At 44.1% G+C, this 20806-nt stretch carries 16 protein-coding genes and 1 other annotated feature; of the genes, 4 read left to right on the top strand and 12 right to left on the bottom strand.

Annotated elements, in window-relative coordinates:
* Window positions 1-83: 83 nt before the first annotated feature.
* The 3 genes from MKX34_RS22710 to mntR all read right to left on the bottom strand — a co-directional run bounded on the left by MKX34_RS22710 (window position 84) and on the right by mntR (window position 3479).
* Window positions 84-1013 (bottom strand): patatin-like phospholipase family protein, encoded by a 930-nt coding sequence (locus tag MKX34_RS22710; RefSeq protein ID WP_036682875.1) that lies wholly within the window; start codon window positions 1011-1013, stop codon window positions 84-86.
* A gap of 88 nt (window positions 1014-1101) precedes the next feature.
* Window positions 1102-2790 (bottom strand): family 10 glycosylhydrolase, encoded by a 1689-nt coding sequence (locus tag MKX34_RS22715; protein ID WP_076273503.1) that lies wholly within the window; start codon window positions 2788-2790, stop codon window positions 1102-1104.
* A gap of 263 nt (window positions 2791-3053) precedes the next feature.
* A complete protein-coding gene (gene mntR / locus MKX34_RS22720; RefSeq protein WP_036682880.1) occupies window positions 3054-3479 on the bottom strand; it encodes a transcriptional regulator MntR in 426 nt (141 codons plus the stop codon).
* A 201-nt stretch (window positions 3480-3680) separates the two neighbouring features.
* Here mntR and splB point away from each other — a divergent pair, with 201 nt between their 5' ends.
* On the top strand, window positions 3681-4757 hold the full coding sequence (gene splB, locus MKX34_RS22725) for a spore photoproduct lyase (RefSeq protein ID WP_036682882.1): 1077 nt from the start codon (window positions 3681-3683) through the stop codon (window positions 4755-4757).
* Window positions 4758-4777: 20 nt separating this feature from the next.
* Here the strand turns inward: splB and MKX34_RS22730 are convergent, their stop codons facing one another.
* The 8 genes from MKX34_RS22730 to MKX34_RS22765 all read right to left on the bottom strand — a co-directional run bounded on the left by MKX34_RS22730 (window position 4778) and on the right by MKX34_RS22765 (window position 14387).
* On the bottom strand, window positions 4778-5491 hold the full coding sequence (locus MKX34_RS22730) for a cytochrome c biogenesis protein CcdA (RefSeq protein ID WP_036682883.1): 714 nt from the start codon (window positions 5489-5491) through the stop codon (window positions 4778-4780).
* Between the two features lie 191 nt (window positions 5492-5682).
* Window positions 5683-6486, bottom strand: a complete 804-nt coding sequence (locus tag MKX34_RS22735) for a metal ABC transporter permease (protein WP_036682884.1) — start codon at window positions 6484-6486, stop codon at window positions 5683-5685.
* Window positions 6487-6864: 378 nt separating this feature from the next.
* Complete coding sequence (locus MKX34_RS22740) at window positions 6865-7614, bottom strand: metal ABC transporter ATP-binding protein (RefSeq protein WP_036682888.1); 750 nt, start codon at window positions 7612-7614, stop codon at window positions 6865-6867.
* 34 nt (window positions 7615-7648) lie between these two features.
* Entirely contained in the window at window positions 7649-8638 is a 990-nt protein-coding gene (locus tag MKX34_RS22745; protein ID WP_256718580.1) for a zinc ABC transporter substrate-binding protein, read from the bottom strand.
* 208 nt (window positions 8639-8846) lie between these two features.
* A complete protein-coding gene (gene metG, locus MKX34_RS22750) occupies window positions 8847-10859 on the bottom strand; it encodes a methionine--tRNA ligase (protein WP_076104376.1) in 2013 nt (670 codons plus the stop codon).
* 47 nt (window positions 10860-10906) lie between these two features.
* Window positions 10907-11167: a binding site (T-box leader), on the bottom strand.
* Between the two features lie 40 nt (window positions 11168-11207).
* Window positions 11208-11471, bottom strand: a complete 264-nt coding sequence (gene yidD / locus MKX34_RS22755) for a membrane protein insertion efficiency factor YidD (protein WP_036682893.1) — start codon at window positions 11469-11471, stop codon at window positions 11208-11210.
* A 2-nt stretch (window positions 11472-11473) separates the two neighbouring features.
* Complete coding sequence (locus MKX34_RS22760; protein WP_036682896.1) at window positions 11474-11935, bottom strand: transcriptional repressor; 462 nt, start codon at window positions 11933-11935, stop codon at window positions 11474-11476.
* A gap of 220 nt (window positions 11936-12155) precedes the next feature.
* Window positions 12156-14387 carry a stalk domain-containing protein gene (locus MKX34_RS22765; protein ID WP_038572549.1) on the bottom strand — a complete coding sequence of 744 codons (2232 nt, stop codon included), beginning with the start codon at window positions 14385-14387 and terminating at the stop codon, window positions 12156-12158.
* A gap of 346 nt (window positions 14388-14733) precedes the next feature.
* Here MKX34_RS22765 and MKX34_RS22770 point away from each other — a divergent pair, with 346 nt between their 5' ends.
* From MKX34_RS22770 to MKX34_RS22780, 3 genes are read left to right on the top strand one after another with little or no spacing between them, the layout of a single operon-like run.
* Window positions 14734-16503, top strand: coding sequence for a sensor histidine kinase (locus MKX34_RS22770; RefSeq protein WP_036682901.1), 1770 nt, complete (start codon window positions 14734-14736; stop codon window positions 16501-16503).
* A 12-nt stretch (window positions 16504-16515) separates the two neighbouring features.
* On the top strand, window positions 16516-17760 hold the full coding sequence (locus MKX34_RS22775) for a response regulator (RefSeq protein WP_036682902.1): 1245 nt from the start codon (window positions 16516-16518) through the stop codon (window positions 17758-17760).
* Between the two features lie 18 nt (window positions 17761-17778).
* Window positions 17779-19062, top strand: a complete 1284-nt coding sequence (locus MKX34_RS22780) for an extracellular solute-binding protein (RefSeq protein WP_076104375.1) — start codon at window positions 17779-17781, stop codon at window positions 19060-19062.
* A gap of 74 nt (window positions 19063-19136) precedes the next feature.
* Here MKX34_RS22780 and MKX34_RS22785 read toward each other — a convergent pair whose 3' ends face one another.
* Entirely contained in the window at window positions 19137-20735 is a 1599-nt protein-coding gene (locus MKX34_RS22785) for an ABC transporter substrate-binding protein (RefSeq protein ID WP_076104374.1), read from the bottom strand.
* Window positions 20736-20806 lie beyond the last annotated feature (71 nt).

The raw sequence follows: 20806 nt of genomic DNA on the forward strand, positions 1-20806 counted from the left end.
ATTATGACAAACACCAAAAAGCATCCCCACGTTTCAAAATAACGTGCGGGATGCTTTTTTTCTGATATTATGAAGCTTGCTTGTTATCGGGGGCGCCATTCCTTAAAGAAGTCTTCCCCTGCTTTCAGTCCGGCGGCATACAATTCGTCGCTTTGCATCTTCGTAATATTAAATTGGGTCGTGCCGATACCAAGCGTTGGGATGGTTACTGTGCGGACATATTTATCATTTTCAATATATTTCTCATCATGAGCAGACAGCATGGTACTGACCATAGCTTGCAGCATACTGAATGGTCCCCTAATCCTGTGGGGCTGCGGGTCGGTTTTACCTACTGTTTGATACCCTACCGTAGGGATTCTTTTCCCCGGCACTTTACTATTCTCATTCATCCCGTCAAATAGCCATAAAGGAAAATTGCTTAATAATCCTCCGTCCACAACGTATACAAATTGCTCAATAAAAGACTTCCCTCTAGCGGACTGTCCATTTAACCTGAGCATCACTGGATCAAAAAAATAAGGAATACTGCAGCTCATACGGACAGCCTTAGCCACCTCAAAATGTTCAGGAGAGATTCCATACTGTTCCAACCCATCTGGTAAGACCAATATCCGGCCATTGGTAATGTCAGAAGCAATTATAGATAGTTTGCCTGGAGGCAGATCACGAAAAGTGATAATTCCCTTTTTAAGCAAAAGCGATCTCATCCACGATTCCAAGGCTTCACCCGAATACAATCCCTTCTTCAATAACACTCGCAGTGCAGGACCTACCCAAGCCGTATTATAAATGGGAGCTCGCTTCATAAACGATGAAAAAGAAGTTCCTTGGATAATCCGACTCATTTCCTCACCTTCATAACCCGCGGCCAGTAAAGTCGCTACAATCGCGCCTGAGGAGGTTCCAGCGACCTTTTTAAAGGTTCGCCCCGCCCTTTCCGTGGCTTCAACTGCTCCAGCGAGAGAAATCCCTTTTACTCCCCCTCCTTCAAACACAGCGTTAATCTCCATACACAAAAATCCCCCGTTTCCCATAGATTCTATTGCTTATCTATGAGCACGGGGGAGTATTCATGACTCCTTATCTAGAACAGTTATCTTATTTGGACTGAAAATAAAAGGTCAGCGAATTTGATAATCCAAACGGATTGCGGACTACAATGTCATTTGCTCTGAACATAATACTGCCTGCAACCTCTTTATATTTCTCATTATATTTAAGCTGGTTGATGATTTGGTCGCCACTTTGCCATTCTGCTTTCTGGTCACTTGCTCCAACCTTATAAGCAGCTTGCCCAATATAGAGCTTAACATTCGTATTCTCTACTTCTTTAACCCACCAATCTACTAGCTTATCGTAGCGGGCAGTGCTAAAGGACAAACTCCAATAAATTTGCGGTGCTACATAGTCAATCCAGCCTTGCTTGATCCATGTCCGAACATCGGCGTACATATCGTCATAAGCGGTAACTCCAGCTGTGGTATCCGAACCTGTGCTGTCTTTTTTGATATTACGCCATACACCAAACGGACTAATTCCATAAGAAACCTTCGGTTTCACCTTATGAATCTGTTCTCCCAATTGACGGACGAATTCATTAATATTATCGCGGCGCCAATCCGCCTTAGAGGACAGGTTCTTCGTGTTATAAGTCTTATAGACAGTATCATCAGCAAAAGATACACCTGAAGGATAGAAATAATCATCCAAATGGACACCATCTACATCATAGCCTTTGACGACCTCTAACACTGTATCGATAATATGCTGGCGGGCTGCTGGGATCCCTGGATTGATGTATTTTTTACCTCCGGCGTCTACAATCCATTCCGGATTTGATTTAGCCACATGATTACTTGCTAATGCAGATGTAGAAGCATCCGTTGTCGCGCGGAATGGGTTGAACCATGCATGGAACTGCATACCGCGTGAATGTGCAGCGCTGACCATATAGCTCAACGGGTCATAACCCGGATTTTTTCCTTGTGTGCCGGTCAGCACCTTAGACCAAGGAACTAGAACAGAAGGGTATAGGCTGTCTGCTGAGGTTCTAACCTGTACATAAACAGCATTAAAACCAACAGCTTTTAGCTTGTCCAGCAGATTATCAAATTCTTGTTTTTGTTTCGCTTCGTTACCTGCAGAAGCTACTGAAGGCCAGTCCAGATTAAATACTGTAGAGATCCAGGCTCCCTTCATCTCCTTGTTAGCCGACGCACCAGGGATACTTGGAACTGTTGGCGAGGTCGGTTTTGGAGTCGCTGTAGGGGCTGGGGTCGGCGTTGGCGTAACGACTGGAGTCGCTGTAGGTACTGCTGGCGTTTCCGGATCAGCAGCCTGCGGCGGCTCTGTATTAGAGTACAAAGAAATATGTTTGGTAGCCTGATCCCAGATAACCTGTAACCCCAATTGCTCACTTACAAAACGAAGCGGCACCATAACCCGTCCCTGCTTAATCTGTACTGAGGTGTCGAGGGCTACAGAAGCATTATTAACTAATGCACTTTTCTGGCCACTGGTCAGCTTGATCTCTGTATCTCCTTGCGTGATTGTAACTGTCTTACTGCTTTGATTCCAAACTACTCCAGCACTCAACCCTTTACTAATGACGCTAATTGGCACCATCGTTACATTCGAAGCTGTGATATACGGCGGCACATCGCTTGCCAGCGCCTCGCCATCCAGTTCAATGGTAATCTGCACAGCTGCCGCACGTGCCCCAGGAGACCATAAAGGCAGAAACAATACTAATACTAGCAATCCCAACATCCATTTACGATAATTCATAATTCCTCCCCAAATCTAAAATAATATGTATCCAATAAAAAAAGAAAAAACGGATCAATCCTCCAAGTTGATGTACCGATTCCACCCTTCAAAAGAGCGGTATCAATCTCAGCCAGAAAAAGGACTTATCCGTTTTGACGCTAAAAACTGGGAAAGGTTGCACTAAACAAAATAGAAACGGCTATACCATCAAGTAGTTTATGCTCACCAAAGCCTTGCTGGGCATAACTTTAAGGACGGTATCCGTTTCGGGAAAAAACATTTCAAGAATCGCTTGCCAGTTCATTGTGAATAGCATATAAAGTCTGCAGACGTTCTTCATCGCGGCGGAAATATTCCACCAACGTTTCGATACGTGTAATCGAATCCCAACTCAAGTGGTGCTCGATCCCTTCAACATCATTATAGATAAATTCCTGCTGTACTCCGATCAAACCGAGGAATTCTTCCAATAGTTGATGACGATCAACAAGACGTTTCCCTACTTTTTTCCCTTTGTTGGTTAGGACAAGCCCACGATATTTCTCATAGATGAGATATTCGTCCTTATCCAGTTTTTGGATCATCTTGGTCACAGAGGAGGGGTGTACTTCCAGTCCCTCGGCAATATCTGAGACCCGCGCATAACCTTTCTCATCAATGAGCTTATATATGCGCTCCAAATAATCCTCCATGCTGGGTGTTGGCATTAAAATTTACCTCTTTTCTATAATGAACCTGGCGCCGAGCCAAACCTTGCTCTAACAATGATACATGTTTCTAACGCCCCTTGGCAAGTCCTTCAAGAGAACATGCTGAGGAGTTACCGAGTTACCCATGATTGCCATGCTTCTAATGAGACTCAGTTAGGCATAATAAACTTACTCATCTTTCAGAAGGAGCGTGAATTCATGACTATAGTGACGCCTGAGACCCCTCCCGTAAAGAGAACCAGAAAAGCTACAGCCCTTTTTGTCCCCGAGCTTGTTTTCTTCGAGCCGGATGCTTTAAATTACCCGAAAGGTGAACGGATCATGGAATGGGTGAAGGCTAACAATATTCCCTATCGCATGACTACATCGCATAACCGCATAATGAATTTCCCGGGTGACACAGAGGTCGAGCAATATAAAATTGCCAAAAGAACACTTGTAGTCGGCCTGCGCAAAACCTTAAAGTTTGACCAATCCAAACCCTCCGCAGATTATGCAATTCCGATCGCAACTGGCTGCATGGGCCACTGCCATTATTGTTATTTGCAGACTACTTTAGGTGCAAAGCCTTACATTCGTGTATATGTAAACACCGAAGACATCATTGACGCCGCCAAAAAATATATCGAGGAGCGTAGCCCTGAAATCACGACTTTTGAAGCAGCCTGTACCTCAGATCCATTAGGACTGGAGCATATTACCGGATCTCTGTCAGAACTCATCACATTCATGGCAGCGGAGCCCCTTGGCCGCCTGCGCTTTGTGACCAAATACCAACATGTTGAACCTCTACTCGATTTGCAGCATAACGGACATACCAGAATTCGTTTTAGCGTAAATGCTGACTATGTGATCAAAAATTTCGAGCCTGCTACCTCGCGGTTTGAAGAGCGAATTGAAGCGGCTGGAAAGGTCGCACGTGCCGGCTATCCACTGGGCTTCATCATTGCCCCAATTATTTGGTATGACGGCTGGCAGGAAGGCTACGCGGAGCTGCTGGCCAAATTAGCCAAGACCCTCCCGCCGGAAATAGGAAAAGGTCTAACCTTTGAAATGATTCAGCACCGATTCACCAAAACAGCCAAGACTGTAATTGAGAAACGTTACCCGAAATCTAAACTAGAAATGGACATGGAGAAACGTAAAAAGAAATGGGGCCGCTGGGGACAGAACAAATATGTCTATCCGGATGAACAGCAAACCGCCCTGCGAGAATTTATCACAGAGCGGATTTTCGAGCATTTTCCTGAAGCAGGTATTGATTACTTCACCTAAGCTCTAAAAATTCTTGTATTTTAAAAAATTAGCCAATCCGGCGTTATTCCTTGTAGCCACACTGTTATCCGGAACATTTGATCCGTGAACAGCAAAACACCCATAAATACCATTAGGACGCCGCCAATCTTCATCAGCAGATTCGAATACTTAAGGATACGCTTCACTCCGCCAAGGAAAAAGGCTAAAAGAAAAAATGGCAAAGCAAATCCGATGCTATACGCGGTAATCAATGTAAACCAAGTGCCTGGATCGCTTGCCGACAGTGCAATAATTGCCGTCAAAATCGGTCCGATACAAGGTGACCAACCAGCAGAAAAACCAATCCCGAAAATAAAGGAGCCCACATAACCCGCCGGTTTCCATTTTAAATCAAGCTTCCGTTCGCGAAGTAGAAACTGGGGCTGAAAAATCCCAAGCAAAAATAAACCCATTACAATAATTAGAATCGCCGACAATTGCCGGATCAGATCACGCTGGCCATTAAAGAATTGCCCGAATAACCCAGCCCCAAAACCAAGTGTGTAAAAAACAGCAGAAAAACCTAATATAAATGCCAATGTATGAGTCAGGGTGCGTATACGAACCTCTTTAGAGTTGCTGCCTGATTTTAATTGTTGAACGGATAACCCGGTAATATACGATAAATAAGAGGGGTACAGCGGTAAGCAGCATGGCGATATAAACGATGCCACCCCTGCAGCTAAAGCAATTCCTGCATTGATATTAGACAAAATAGCGGCTCTCCTTCCGGCATTCGAGTCACTTCATGGAGCTGCTTATGGCTCCTTTTTTTAATATAAGAAAGGATTAATTTCTCATTATTACTTTTCTTATATTTCACACCTAAACGCTTATCGTCCTTACAAGGACACCGAAGGCGTTTACGCTTGCCTAATGCGATACCGATTACTTAATTCGCTGTTTATGCTGGCAATCCCTTTTTACCGATCAAGGTTAATACCAATAATGATATGAGCAAAAGCACAATAGTTGCACCGGGAGCCAAATTCCACACTCCAGCTACTACTAGTCCTCCTACAACGGCAATCTCCGAAATGATAACCGCCAGGATGACCGAGGATTTAAAGCTACGAGATAGCAATAAGCTGATTGCGACCGGAATAGTCAACAAAGCAGATACTAATAGCGAGCCCACAATCTTGATCGCTGTGCTAATCACAAGTGCTGTCAGGATGGTGATCAGCATGTTAAGCAGCTTCACCGGCAGCCCACTTACACTTGCTGCATCCTCTTCAAAGCTAAGCAAAAAGAACTCTTTAAAGAACATCGATACTACTACTACAACAGCTATAGTCACTATGCCTACCACGATCAAATCAGTATTATCGAGCGTATAAATGCTGCCGAACAAATAACTCATTACGTCCGCATTATAACCTTTTCCTAAGGTGAAAAAGAGTGAAGCCAACGCCACTCCGCCCGACATTATAATGGCAATCGACAGCTCCGCATAACTCTTATAAGCCTTGCGAAGCTTTTCAATCGCGAAGGACGCTACCACTGCAAAGATAAGGCCTGCGCCCAGCGGATAAAATCCTGTTAGAAAACCGAGTGCCACCCCCGCTATAGTAACATGAGCCAGCGTATCACCAATCATGGATAATCGTCTAAGCACAAGAAAAACGCCTATAAGCGGCGCTGTTATACCAATCAGCAGTCCGCCCGCAAGCGCCCGCTGAAAAAAATCGCTAAATAGTATTTCCAACTTAAACTCTCCTTCATACAAACTCAAACCATTTTAAAACCATTTTAAAACCTTTTTCAAACCTTTTTCAAACCTTTTTCGATCCCTCCCAAACCCTCCCTTCCAAGGGAGGGCCCCAAGGGCTCTGCCCTCTGGACACCCGTTAAGTGCAACTAGCGTAGGAGTTAGTGTTACTGAACATAGATAGGTCGGGGAAAGATCGCTTTCGTCCCTAAAGGGACACGCTTGTACTTTGGTGGTGCTTAGGTAAGAGAAAATAAGAAATAGGAACAAGGTTAAAATACCTCTTAATAAAACCATGTCTACTGACTAACTTCCACACGCAAGTTATGTATGCCCTGAGAACAGAGGCACCCCTGTTCAGAGTTCAATTATGACTTAAGAGAGCGTGTGCTGCAGGTTCTCTTCTGTGCAATTCTGGAGATCATGTGAGTGGCGGGAGTAAAAGTTGATTTTACCATTTGTCTGCACGGGCTCATGACCTAAATAATTTTTAATCATGTCGATATCATGCGACACCATCAGGAAGGTCATATGATGATGAGCATGCATATGCGTAATTAATTCAAAGAATCCCGCTTGTGATTCGGCATCAATACCCACGGTAGGTTCGTCCAAAATCAGCAGGTCAGGATGGTTAATCAGCGCCCGAGCCAGAAAAACACGCTGCTGCTGACCGCCTGACAGCTGGCCTACTCTTTTCTCCGCAATATCTTGTATCCGCATGACTTCAAGTGCATCCTCACATTGACGATGCTGAGCCTTAGATACTCTGCGGATCAGATTCTTGTTATTATATAGACCTGACAGAACTACTTCACGCACCGTTGCTGGAAACAATGGGTTGAAAGCATTTTTTTGCGGAACATATCCGATCCGTTCCCAGTCTTTAAACTTGCGGACAGGCGTTCCGAATAATTTAATTTCACCACTGCTCGCCGGAAGCAAGCCGACGATCATTTTCATCAATGTTGTTTTACCAGCACCATTAGAACCAATGATACCAAGGAAATCTCGTTCTCTTACACTATAGTTAAGATTCGATATCACCTTCTGTTCCCCATATGAAAAAGAAAGATCCTGTATATCGATGATATGCTGATGGCAGTCCAAGGATACCGATTGCATGCTTAAGTACCGCCTTTCCCTTATACTTTCCTTATTATTGTAAGGCCATAATCAGATTTTGCAAATTTTTCTCCATCAGAGTGAAGTAATTATCGCCGTTCTTCTCTTGCTCCGCAGTAAGTCCCTCTACCGGATTAAGCACCATAGTGGAAACGCCCGCTTCGGCTGCCAGAGTCTTAGCCAGTTTATCGGAGACAAGCTCTTCAAAAAAGATATACTTAATACCTTCATCTTTTACCATTTTCGCAAGCTTCACTAAATCCTGTCCGCGCGGCTCGGCGTCCGGCGAAAGTCCCATAATCGCATGCTGATCCAATCCATAATCACGGGCAAGGTAAGAGAAAGCCTGATGCGATACTACGATCTTATGGTTGGGCAGCTTAGCAAGCTCCTCTTTGAATTTACTATCTAATGCCTGCAGACGTTCAGCAAGCTTATTGTAACGCTCTTCATAACCTTCTTTATGCTCAGGATCCACGGACTGAAGGCTTTCTTTAATATTCTGAGCCATAGTAATGGCTGATTTTGGACTTACCCAAGTATGCGGGTCCGTATGCAGGCTGTCTCCTGAGGCATTACTGTTATGATCCGTATCCTCATTTTGATGAGAATCTTCCTCACTTGCCCCATGATCATGCCCGTCATCTTCATCGGTCATGATATAATCAATACCTTGGCTTACTTCAACCGCCTTAACTTTACTGCTGCTATCAAGGCCTTTTAAAAAGTTAGGGACCCAGCCTTCTAAGCCTGCACCGTTATATAGAAATAGCTGTGCCTTAGAAGTGTTGATAATGTCTTGACTGCGCGGTGTCCAATCATGTGGCTCCACACCCACTGGAAGCAGGTTAATAGCATTGATATCTTCCCCGCCAATCTCCTTAGCAAACTCGTAAATAGGATAAAAGGTTGTAACTACATTTACTTTCCCTTCAACTATACTTCCACTGCTCTTAGGTCCGCATGCACTTAGTGTAAATACCAGTACCAGTGCAAGGACGAGCAAAATTATACGCGATTTCATTGCTGCCATTATATTGATCTACCCCTCAAATCGTAAATTTTACTATTAGTAGTATAATAGTAATCGTTACGATAAGTCAACAAAGTATCCAAAAAGAAACGGCAATATCGCCTTTAATAAAAAAGGAATGCTCCCACAACCAACCCGGCTGAAGGAGCATTCTCTTGTTCAAGCAACCTCATTAAAAAATTTCTACAACAGTATTGTCTTATTTCACTACTGCTCCGTTTGGCATGCTGTCCGGCACGGTAGCGATCGTTAGCTGGTCACCTTTAGAAGCCGCCAAAATCATCCCTTGGGACAACTCCCCACGCAGCTTCACCGGTTTAAGGTTTACGATACAAATCACTTTACGTCCCACCAGCTCTTCCGGTGTATAGAATTTCGCGATACCAGAAACCACTTGACGTTGTTCATAACCCAGATCCAGTTGCAGCTTCAGCAGCTTGTCAGCTTTTTTCACTGGCTCTGCAGCAATAACTTGAGCAACACGCAGCTCTGCTTTAGCGAAATCGTCAATGCCGATTTCCTCTTTATGCTCTTCCACTGGCTCGGAGTCCGCAGCAGCAGGAGCAGCCGCTTCCGCCACTTCAGCCGCAGCTTTGCCAGCGCCCATAGCCTCGGCAATATAAGCTACCTCTTGCTCCACATCCAGACGCGGGAAGATTGGATTGCCTTTCACCAGCTTTGTTCCCGCCGGAATCAGGCCAAAAGTCTTACCGCTATCCCAAGTCGTTAACTCACCAGGCTCAATACCCAGCTGTTCCCAGATCTTCGCTGGTGTTTGTGTCAAGAACGGCTGCAGCAGGATTGAAGCAGTACGCAGACCTTCCACAAGATGTCTCATCACAGAAGCCAACTCGGCAGTTCTATTTTCATCTTTGGCAAGTACCCAAGGTTGGGTCTCATCGATATATTTGTTGGTGCGGCTAATGAATGTTCCGATAGCTGTCAGCGCCACGGAGAACTCCATTTTTTCCATAGCTTCTTCTACTTTGGCATAAGTATTCTCAGCTGCAGCTTGAAGCTCACCATCAAATGCTGTTACATTTCCTTCATATGCCGGAATCTCGCCTGCAAAATACTTTTCAACCATAGCCCCTGTACGGTTCAACAAGTTACCCAGGTCGTTGGCAAGATCATAGTTAACCCGGTCTACAAAACTTTCCGGTGTGAACGTGCCATCAGAACCAAATGGTACCTCGCGCAGCAGGTAATAACGTAATGCATCCAAGCCATAACGATCAATCAGTGTCACAGGATCAACTACGTTACCTTTGGATTTCGACATTTTTCCATCTTTCATGAGCAACCAGCCATGGGCAAATACTTTTTTCGGAAGGGGTTCACCAAGCGCCATCAGAATGATCGGCCAGTAAATCGTATGGAAACGAACGATTTCTTTACCAACGATGTGTACATCCGCAGGCCAGAACTTGTCATACAAGGTGCGATCCTCGGAACCATAACCCAGAGCAGTAATATAGTTAGTCAAAGCATCAATCCACACGTACACGACATGCTTCTCGTCGCCCTTAACTTTTACACCCCAATCAAAGGTTGTGCGGGAAACTGCCAGGTCTTCCAGTCCGGGCTTGATGAAATTGTTAATCATTTCGTTCTTACGGGATTCCGGCAAAATAAACTCTGGATTCTCCTCGTAAAATTGCAGTAACCGATCCGCATATTTACTCATCCGGAAGAAATAACTTGCTTCCTTCACCAACTCAACCGGGTGGCCGCTATCTGGGCTTTTTGCACCAGTAATCACACCGTTATCATCACGCACAATATCAACTAATTGCGTTTCTGTGTAAAAGGTTTCATCTGGGATACTATACCAGCCCTCATATTCACCTTTATAGATATCTCCTTGCTGCAGCAACCGATCAAAAATATCCTGTACCACTTTTTTATGACGCTCTTCCGTAGTACGGATGAAGTCATCGTTCGAAATGTCCAGCTTGCGCCATAGCTCCTTAATACCAACAACAATGTCGTCTACGAACTGCTGAGGGGTCTTTCCTGCTTCCTCTGCCTTCCGCTCAATCTTTTGTCCATGTTCGTCTGTACCGGTTAGATAACGCACTTCGTAGCCGCGCAGACGTTTGTAACGGGCCATTGCGTCTCCTGCCACGGTTGAATAAGCATGTCCGATATGTAGCTTGTCACTCGGATAATAAATTGGTGTCGTTAGGTAAAACGTTTTTTTCTCACTCATTCGGTAATCATCCTTTCTTATTAAAAAACAAAAAACTCCCGTCCCCATAATGGGGCGAGAGTATAACTCACGCGATACCACCCAAATTTCCTGTCTCTTCACAGAGCACAGGCTTCGCCAGTTCCCTCGCGGGAACTGTCCATTAACGCTGGATCACGCTGTTATCTTACGTGAACCTCAATTGCAGTCCCCGCTCGAACACAGTTCCTCCCGGACCATATTCAATCTAACGCTCCATACCGGCTTTCAGCACATTCCGGCTCTCTGTAATGGACGTAACGATTTACTTATCCGTTCTTCGGAATTCATACTATTACTTGTGAATATACCCAAAGGTAAGGCACCATGTCAAGTCGCAGGGGCAGAATCCTTCTCAGCAGATTCATCTTGAAGCGGCGGCACAGGATCAAGTCCTCCAGGATGAAAGGGATGACATCTGGCAATCCGCTTAGCTGCAAGCCATGAGCCTTTCAGTGGACCATGGACTTCAATGGCTTCCAAGGCATAGGCAGAGCAGGTTGGATAGAAGCGACAGGTTGCTGGTTTAATAGGGGAAATGTACCTGCGGTACACCCGAATAGGCGCCTGAATCGTTCTGCGTAGGGTCACCATTTCTAAAGTCCCTTTTGTTTATCTGATGCTGCAACTAGTTCTTCTTCCCGGTTCTCTTCACATTCTTTGCAATAACCGAACACCTCAAATTTATGCTTGACTACCCGGAATTGATCGGGTGTATCCGTTAAATTCATCGGGCAGAAATTAATCGGGTAGGTCTTTTGGCATTGAAGGCAGATCATATGATGGTGATGATCCTGATGATTGCAGCTTCCCTTGAACTTCACTCCGTCTTCAAAGACAATCTGTTCAAGCACACCAAGCTCTTCCATTACACGAAGATTGCGGTACACCGTATCAAAGCTAAGCCCGCTATACTTGCGGCCCATATGCTCATATACATCCTTCGCTGACAAATATCCCTTATTCTCGCCGAATAACTGGGCAAGCGTTTTGCGTTGGTCGGTGATTCGCAGTCCTTGCCCCGACATGACTTCTAATATTTGTTCTGTCGACAGCATACGCTCATCTCCCATAAGATCAGTTCATTTATATTTCACTCTCTTAATAATGCCCCAAAATAAATGCCCCGTCAATGAAGCACAATGAAGCACCCCTACATAACCAATGAATTATTATATTTAAACAAAAGCCCGGCTGCGTATTCCTTTACGGAATATTCAGCCGGGCCTATATTGTAGATAATTCCCCAATAGAGCTTATAGGGATATTCCTATTCTGTTATTTCTTTGCTGGAAGTGGAGTGATGAGGAAATTGACCGGCAAGTTACTGCCTGAAGCTGCTGTGAACAAAATCTCCACACTGCCGCCATACTCACCACTACGATAAACCACACTGTTCATATCAGCATTAGCAAGACTTCCCACGCTTGGCATATGCACGATTTGATTATTAACCATAACCGGCCCCATATAGTTACCGCCACGTGGATTAAACGTAATCAAGGAGTTTGGTGCAACATTTTCGAATCTGATCTTGTATAATACCCCGAAATTACCGGCATTGGATGCTTCCGTACCTGCCATTGGGTCTACGCCAGCCAGGTTCTTATCACTGGAATTATCGCCTAGCAGAAGTTTTGCAGGGGTTTTTCCTACCTCATCGGTAACCGTGATAATACGAGTAGAATCTTCGTAAGTTCCCCGATTATGCACTCCGTCTTGATCCAGAACTGGAAGTGTTGGAAGTGTAGTCAGTGGATCTTTATTCGCATCAATTAACATGACATTATAATCGATTGGATAATCACTAAATAAGTCCGCTTGCAGTGAAACAATTTCACTTGGTTTCATCGCAATTTGGTTTAGATCCGTCAGAATTGAGACGCTTTCCCCGGGTTGCAGAACAATCGTTTTATAATGCTCATTTGTAAGCATAGATTTCCAATAACGTTCTACAGACATTTTACCTGTACCTTCAGGATATGTGCTTGGGCCTGCAAAGCCAACATATTCTGTTGTAAGCGTAGTTGGGTAAAGATTGTTATTCGTAGCAATCACATACACTTTAGCTTTAATATTCAGGTTATTCTTGTGGTGAATCAAGAAGCGGGTTTTACCTAATGAAGTCTCACGGTAAGTAACACCTTCTGTATACACCGTTTCTGGGCTGTTGCTGCGAATTAGTTTATAAGGCTCGGAAGAAAGATTATAAGCTACTTGCTGCCAAGTAGGAACCATCGATCCATCGATGCTAAACACACTGCCCGGAGATGCAAATAATCTGTTGAAATCTTCTTTACTGTACAAGATTTCATCCGAAATATTAACGGTTTTCTCAAAGGTACTGATCGCGCCATGTGAATCTTTTACTTGGACAGCAATTGTCGCTGGACCCGGAGTAAAGAAAGCTTCTGCTTTGTTCGTCCAAGTTACGGTAATTTCATCACCATCAGGATCGTTACTTAGATCGGTATAAGTAATCATTTCACCCATCTTATATGAATCCTTGTCTGTAGTGAAATTAGCAACTGGAGGTGTATTAGGTTTAAGCACTGTGATGGTCATGGAGTAAGGATCACTCCACTGTTGATTCGCATCCATTACGGAATAGGTTACTACATAATATCCTGGTTGATCATAGATATCCTGCTTGTTACCTCCCCAGCTTTCATCCACAATAGCTACACCATTTGGTGACGAGCTGGAGGTAACGAAGGTCACTGGTTCGCCGGCGTAAATTTCAGTTGGCACTGTGAAAGAAGCTTTAGGTTTGTTGTTTAATGTAAGGATTACCCGCTTTTGTACATTATCAACGGTGTAAGGAATGCCCAGTGCCCCAGTTATGGATGTCAATGGAACCATGAAAGTACCCTTGTATTGGTAAGCTGGACCTTTCATTGTCTTCTTTTCACCATTAACTGTATAGACCTTGCTGTCGGTCTTAAAGCGCATAACGTCGCTTCCCTTGGTAACAATGGTTTCTTTCGTTTTATAATCATAAACGTATTTCACACCTACACGTTCTACCATAGCCCGGATCGAAACGTAGGACACGCCGTTTTTCACTGCCATAGGCTGATTAGCTAAATATTCCTGGCCGTTCTGATACATTTTGTTGCTGTTCATCATAAGGATAAGCTGATTGCTAGCCGCAGCACGAGCACCATCTGTAGTTGTAGTAGGTTCTGTAGTAACTCCAGGTGTTGCAGTTGGAAGCGGTGTTGCAGTAGGTTCAATTGTTGCTGTAGGTTCAACAGTAGTGGTAGGATCAACTGTCTCTGCAGGAATAGGAGTTGGTGTTGGTGACACTACTCCTCCTGGCGTCTCCGTCGGCAATGGCGGCAATGGATCGGTAGATTCTGGCATTACCTCCGGCGCAGCTGAAACAACTGTCCCTATTACAGTAGTATTACTTGGGGTATTATTGACAGCTTCAGCAAAAGCCGGCACTGCCGAGGCGGCCTGAGATACAGCCAAAACAGCAACTAACGTTAACTTTTTCAAATCCATGATATAACTCCTCTGCTCCTATTTGTAAATATAAGTAGGACTCTATCTTTTTCATACTCCTCTTATATTCCCCGCAAAATGCTACCACCCACGATAGGGCGGCAAAAAGCTTTTGCCACGATCGTCATAACAAACATAGTATTAGACGCATGCCACCATAAAAAGTTTCATTATTAAGTAAAGAAAGATTAACGCTGTATTAAATAACATTCTACAACCACGCTGTTTCCCCTGAAAAAAATGAGATTTTTTCTATAAATATGTTTATTTTTCGTCTGACTATATTCGCTTTCATTTGCTTTTGTTACAATGTATGGAAGAATATCTTTTACATGCGAGGGATAACATGTCCAAAAAAATCTCCATCCTCGTTCAATTAATCATGGGCTTCTCTCTAATCATCTTCACCATCGTAGGATTCACCATTTTTTTGTCCTACCGCTCTTCCTCTCAAGCTGTTTTAAACCGCTCCAACCAATATATCCTGGAATCCGTCAAGCAACTTCAAGGTAAAATGGACGCAATTCTTCAGGATAACGATAAGCTTTCTTCTACGATCATGTTCAGTCCCTTGATTCAAGAAACCTTGGGAGACTTAGCGTTGTCACGTTCACCTCGTACAGACGCCATGGAAATTACTCGTTACATAGATCAACAGACACGTTCCATAAACTCTGACATCCAGTTCAAGCTGCTCGGGCTGTCCGATGATCAGGTGTATACCAACAGCAGTTCCTTAAAGGTCATCTGGGACAGCGAAAAGGAAATCCGTGATGCTTATTGGTTTCCGGCTATAGCACAGAATAAAGGCCGAATGGTCTGGTTCGGTGTAGATGTATGGCAGAACGGTAATATCCCTGTGGTGATGGGTGCCAGACAAATTAATGATTGGAATGATCTAAACCGGTTAGGAACCCTGTTTCTTGTCCTCCCTGTCGAGGTTATCCATAACGCTGTCAGCCAATTTCACCTCGGCAAAAATGAGAAAATCCAAGTTGTTGATTCATTTAATACCATTGTCTATTCCACAGATCCAAAAGAAATTGGACTCTATATGAACGACGGGCTTCTAAAACAATTCAGCAATCATAAAGCCAGAATCATTCCACAAAAAATAAACTCACGCAATCTATTCGTATCCTATGCCTATTCCGACTATAGCGAGTGGAGCGTTTTTGCTTACATTGATTCTAAAGACGCTGTCAAAGATTTAAATACGATTCGCCGGAATATTATTTTAATTGGCCTGCTGGGGATGGGCGCTGCCCTACTATTCACTTTCTTTTTCTCTTGGACCCTATCCAAGCCCCTTCGTAATCTGGCAACCAAGCTGAGCAATGTCGAACGGGGAACTACTTTACCTTTTGTAAAAACAACCATGAACAAAGAAATGGCTATCCTTTATTCAAGCTATAATTCGATGCTCCAAAACCTGGATCATACTATCGCTGACCTATCCAGCAAGCAGATCAGTGAAAAGCAAGCTCAGATCGTAGCACTCAAAGCGCAATTCCGCCCGCATTTCCTTTATAACACTTTGAATACAATCTATTGGTCGCTCGCCAACAAACGCATGCAGGAAGAGTCCCAAATGGTACTCGCTCTAAGTGACCTGCTCCGCTATAGCATTGACCGCGGATCCGAATTCGTTACAGTTGAGGAGGATTTAAAGCAATTAGAACGGTTCATTTTTCTCCAGAAGCTGCGCTACGAGGACAAATTGCAGATTGATCTTTTTGTAAATCCTGAGGTTATGAATGGCCAGCTTATGAAATTAACCCTTCAGCCACTTGTCGAAAATGCCATTACTCATGGACTTGAACCCACACTTCGGGAAGTATGGCTAATTCGCATACGTGCCTATAGTGAAGGAACATCTCTGGTGTTAACTGTAGAAGACAACGGGGACGGCATGAGCGAGGAAAGTATGGCAGACGCATTAGTCGGCGGTGAGGTTAATCCGGAGAAGCTGCTTCATACCGGAATTGGACTATCCAATCTAAATCATCGCATAGAGCTGATCTACGGACAGGAATTTGGTCTACAGCTATCAACAAGCGAGCTTGGTGGCTTATTTGTGAAAGTCACTGTTCCATTACAGTATGATCAAAGTTAAGGAGGCACAACGATGAATGTGTTAATCGTGGACGACGAAAGTTTTGTTCGCCGTTCTCTGTCAGAAATGCTGGGAAGTGCGAATCATAACTTTAGCATTATTGGCTCGGCAGAGAACGGTTTAGAAGCTGTGCAACTGTTAAAAGAGCATATGGTTGATCTGGTGATATCCGATATACGAATGCCCGGCATGGATGGACTGGAACTTGCAAAGCATATCCATGAATGTTATCCAGACACTGAAACCGTGCTGCTCACAGGTTATCAGGATTTCACCTATGCTAGTCAAGCCATCCGTTATGGTGTAAAGGAATATTTGGTTAAACCAAATTCAGTAGAACATATTCTTGAAGTCGCAACAGGCGTATATGAACGTCTTCAATTGAAGAAACAGCAGAGGCAATTAACGCAGCTGAGAGAAAAAAACCTTCGGGAGAAACGCTTATCTGATCTTCTTTACGGCATCCCGTTACCCTATTTTGAAGAACAACTTATTCCTCCTTTTCATTCCTTTGTAGTCATAACCGTAAACCATCTTGGAGTAGGCATGCCGCAGAACTGGTCGGAACAAGCCATGTATGCAGCGGTCGTTAATATATTAGAAGAATGTTTTGCGCTGTACGCCAATGTTGTTGGTATTCAAGAGGAGCAGGAAGCCATCATGCTATTATTCTATCCTCTTGAGCAGCCTAACGGCGTGGATGAGGTATTGACACAAGAACTGCTGCATAAGCTGTCGGGTATTCTGAAATCGCCATTCTGTGCAGGGGTCTCCAACCCTCACTATCAATTGGGGGCGCTCGCAACCGCCTATCATGAGAGTCTGGAAGCTTGTCAGCAGGTCAAAAAAGAGAGTACGCCATCCGTTATCTTTTTCAGAGACCTCACCATACATTCGGCTTCTCCACAGCTCGCTGAACAATTACAAGTAAAGGCAACGCGTAGGGTAATCTCTATGATGATTGAGGTTATGAATTCCCGGCTCCAAGAGAATCTCTCCCTCAAAATGATCGCAGATGAACTGTATATGAATCCTACCTATCTCGGCCGATTGTTTAAAGATGATGTAGGGGAACCTTTCTCTAGCTTCCTTACCAAACTTCGTATTCAAAAAGCTACTGAATTATTAGAGAATGTTACTCTCAAGGTATATGAGGTTAGCGAATTAGTAGGCTTTAAGGATCCTGCATATTTCAGCCTTATTTTTAAGAAATACATGGGGATGACTCCTCAGGAATTTCAGAAGCACAACAAATAAAGTAGAGGTGTGTTTCTCTTGAATGTAAATGGTAAGTTGATTACTGTCCTATTAACATTTGGCTTGTTGCTTAATACAAGTGGTTGTCAGCTCTCCCCTTCCAAGGAAGATACCGCTTTACAAGACCCGATACAGCTGAACATCTGGCTCACTGCCGGATCAGGTCTTGAGTCGCTCATTGACCAATATCAATCTCAACATCCCGAGCTAGAGATTCATATTCAGACCTCCACCTCCACGCAGCTTCCAGCCAAGCTACAGACTTCATTCGCAGCAGGTTATAGTTCCCCGGACGTGGCTGCCATTGATATTAGCTATTTGGATCGCTTCAAACAGTTCCCTGATTATTTTTATAACCTAAAAACTTTTGAAGCTGACAATCTGAAGGACCAATTTCTGAATTGGAAGTGGCAGGAGGTGCTGGGTAATGATTTTATTTTCGGATTACCAACGGAAATTGGACCCTATGCCATGTTATATCGAACGGATATATTCGCATTATCAGGTCTCCCTACTAAACCAGAGGAAGTGGCTAAAGAAATCCAAACTTGGGAGCAATTCCTTGAAGCGGGCACCAAAGTACAGGAGAGAACAGGAAAAGCTTTTGTAAATGACTTGGAGAACCTCTATCTCACCCTTCTACGTCAGTCCAAGCTTCAATATTACAGTCCCACAACGCAAGAATTGATCCTCGACAATAATCCAGCGGTCAAACGAGCCTGGGACTTCTCAATTCAAGCCCTTAAGCTAAATCTGTCCGCCAGTATTGCAGTGGATACGCAACGCTGGGGTGCAGGCCTGCTCAACGGAGATTTTGCAGTCATGCTCTGTCCGGCTTGGATGATTGGTCATATCAAGAGCAGTGCTCCAACTGCCAGCGGTTTATGGAATGTAACACAAATCCCAGAAAACAGCGCTAATCGCGGAGGCTCCGTTCTGACCTTACCAAAGACAGGTAATCATCCTGATGAATCCTTTGCTCTTATTAAATGGCTAACCGAACCAACGCAGCAATTGGTTTCTTTCAAGGTACAAGGGGCTTTCCCTTCCACCCCCGAAATCTATGATGACCCAGAGATCCACGATCTGCATGATCCTTATTTTCCTAATTCAGAGCTTGGTCTGACCCTTTCTTCAGCAGCAAAAACAGTAATTCCGACCTATTACGGCCCTCATCACGCTGACGTGGAGACAAGCATGCTCGAATACTTGACCAAAGCTGAAAAAGGCGAGCTAACTCCTGAACTGGCTTGGACCCTAGCTGTTCAAGCCGCAAAGCAAATAGACAGCTCCTTCCGCTAAGTAATATCATAAAAAAGGCTCTCCCCGGCTAAATTAGCCTGCTGGGGAGAGCCTTTTTTTAATTCATTTTCGCTTTATTTTTGCGCAGCCAAGAAAGCATCCAGCTGTTTTTGCTTCTCTGCAATAATCTTATCGAGCCCTGCCTTTTTCAGCTTATCAGCATACTTAGTCAGTACGGTATCAGGATCAACAGAACCCGTATCCAAACTGATGTCGTATTCATCCATTACAGCTTTACAAGCAGCCATTTCAGTCTTCATCGCGGAGGCGTCGAAGTTGAAACCAAGCGCTACAGAGGCTTTACCTTTAGAGTTAAAGGCTTTGAATTGTTCCCATTTGTCTGGAGCTTCACTTTCCCACACGGGGTTCAGGAATTGACTTCCAAGCATCCAAGCTGCAGCCGTATTATAATCAGCTGTTTTATCTGTAGCTTTGATCGTATCACCACTTACGACTTCATAGTGCACACCTTTTATACCGAAAACAAGCAGATTGTTGATATCTTTATCTGTGTGCAGAATATCTAGCACCATCATAGCCCGGGCCGGATCACCAGAGGAAGCGGAGATCGCAAGCATAGATCCAGCAGCATCACTAGTAGAAATCGTTGGATCATTGAATGCAATTTGTTTCAGCTTGCCAACCAAGCCGGTAGCATTCGCCAGCTCACTATCTTTACCTGGTTTAAGCGATTGCACTGTCATAAAGACATTGCCAGCCTTCATTGCATCCTGAGTCGAATTCGTAGCAACTGCGGCGTCTTTGTTAATGTAACCCTTTTTCATATACTCACGAGTAAGTTTAATGATTTCTTTATAACGATCCATCTCAATCATCGATTGAATCTTAGTATCTGAGGAATCTTTAAGCAGAACACCAGGAATGGCAGCATCACCAAGGGTATCGTATTGTGCCATGTATTGTGAGTTAAAGGTCTCACCTTGTTTGAAATACAATGGAGTCAGGTCAGGTCTTTTCTCCTTCACTACTTTGAGAACTGCATCCAGATCTTGGATAGATTTCACATTTGACATATCGATGCCCAGTTCATCCGCAATATCGGAGCGATAGACAACCCCACCTTGTGCAGCCAGCTCCTTGTTTGTAGGAACAGCATAATTCACACCATTGATCGCTGAACCTTTTAAGAATTGTGGATCCAGATTTTTTAGAATCCCTTGGCCGTATTCATTTAGGAGATTACCATATTTGCCGCTATCTTCATTAATCGGGAGATAAGCGCCTTTAGCTGCATTCGTTACGTAGTTCTTCCATTGAGCTGTAAAGATGATATCGAATTTTTCCTGACTCGCAATTTTCAGATTGACATCATTGTCCCATGGACCCCAATCGATCGGTGCGATATCCAATTTGGCGTTGATTTTAGGTTCCAATAACTTATTGATTTCATCTTCTACTGCTTTTTCATCCTTTTGCACTGCACCGACATAGATTAACTTGACGGTATAAGGCTCCAATTCTTTTGCCGGTTCGGCAGTAGGATCTGCGGCTGGCTCATCCGTAGCAGCAGCATTGGTAGCGGTTGCATTTTCGCTTGGAGCAGGTGAAGCTGCTTCATTATTCCCGTTATTCCCACCGCAGCCTGCTAAACTAAGACTCAGTACCATCGTTAGCAATAGTGTCATTAGTGCGCTTTTTCTAACAGCTTTCATATACACCATAACCTCCCTCAAAATATTTATATATGCTGAATCGGCCGTTCACACCTTAGCATAAAGCGGCC

It is taken from the genome of Paenibacillus sp. FSL R5-0636 (genome assembly GCF_037974255.1).
Lineage (GTDB): Bacteria > Bacillota > Bacilli > Paenibacillales > Paenibacillaceae > Paenibacillus_AQ > Paenibacillus_AQ odorifer.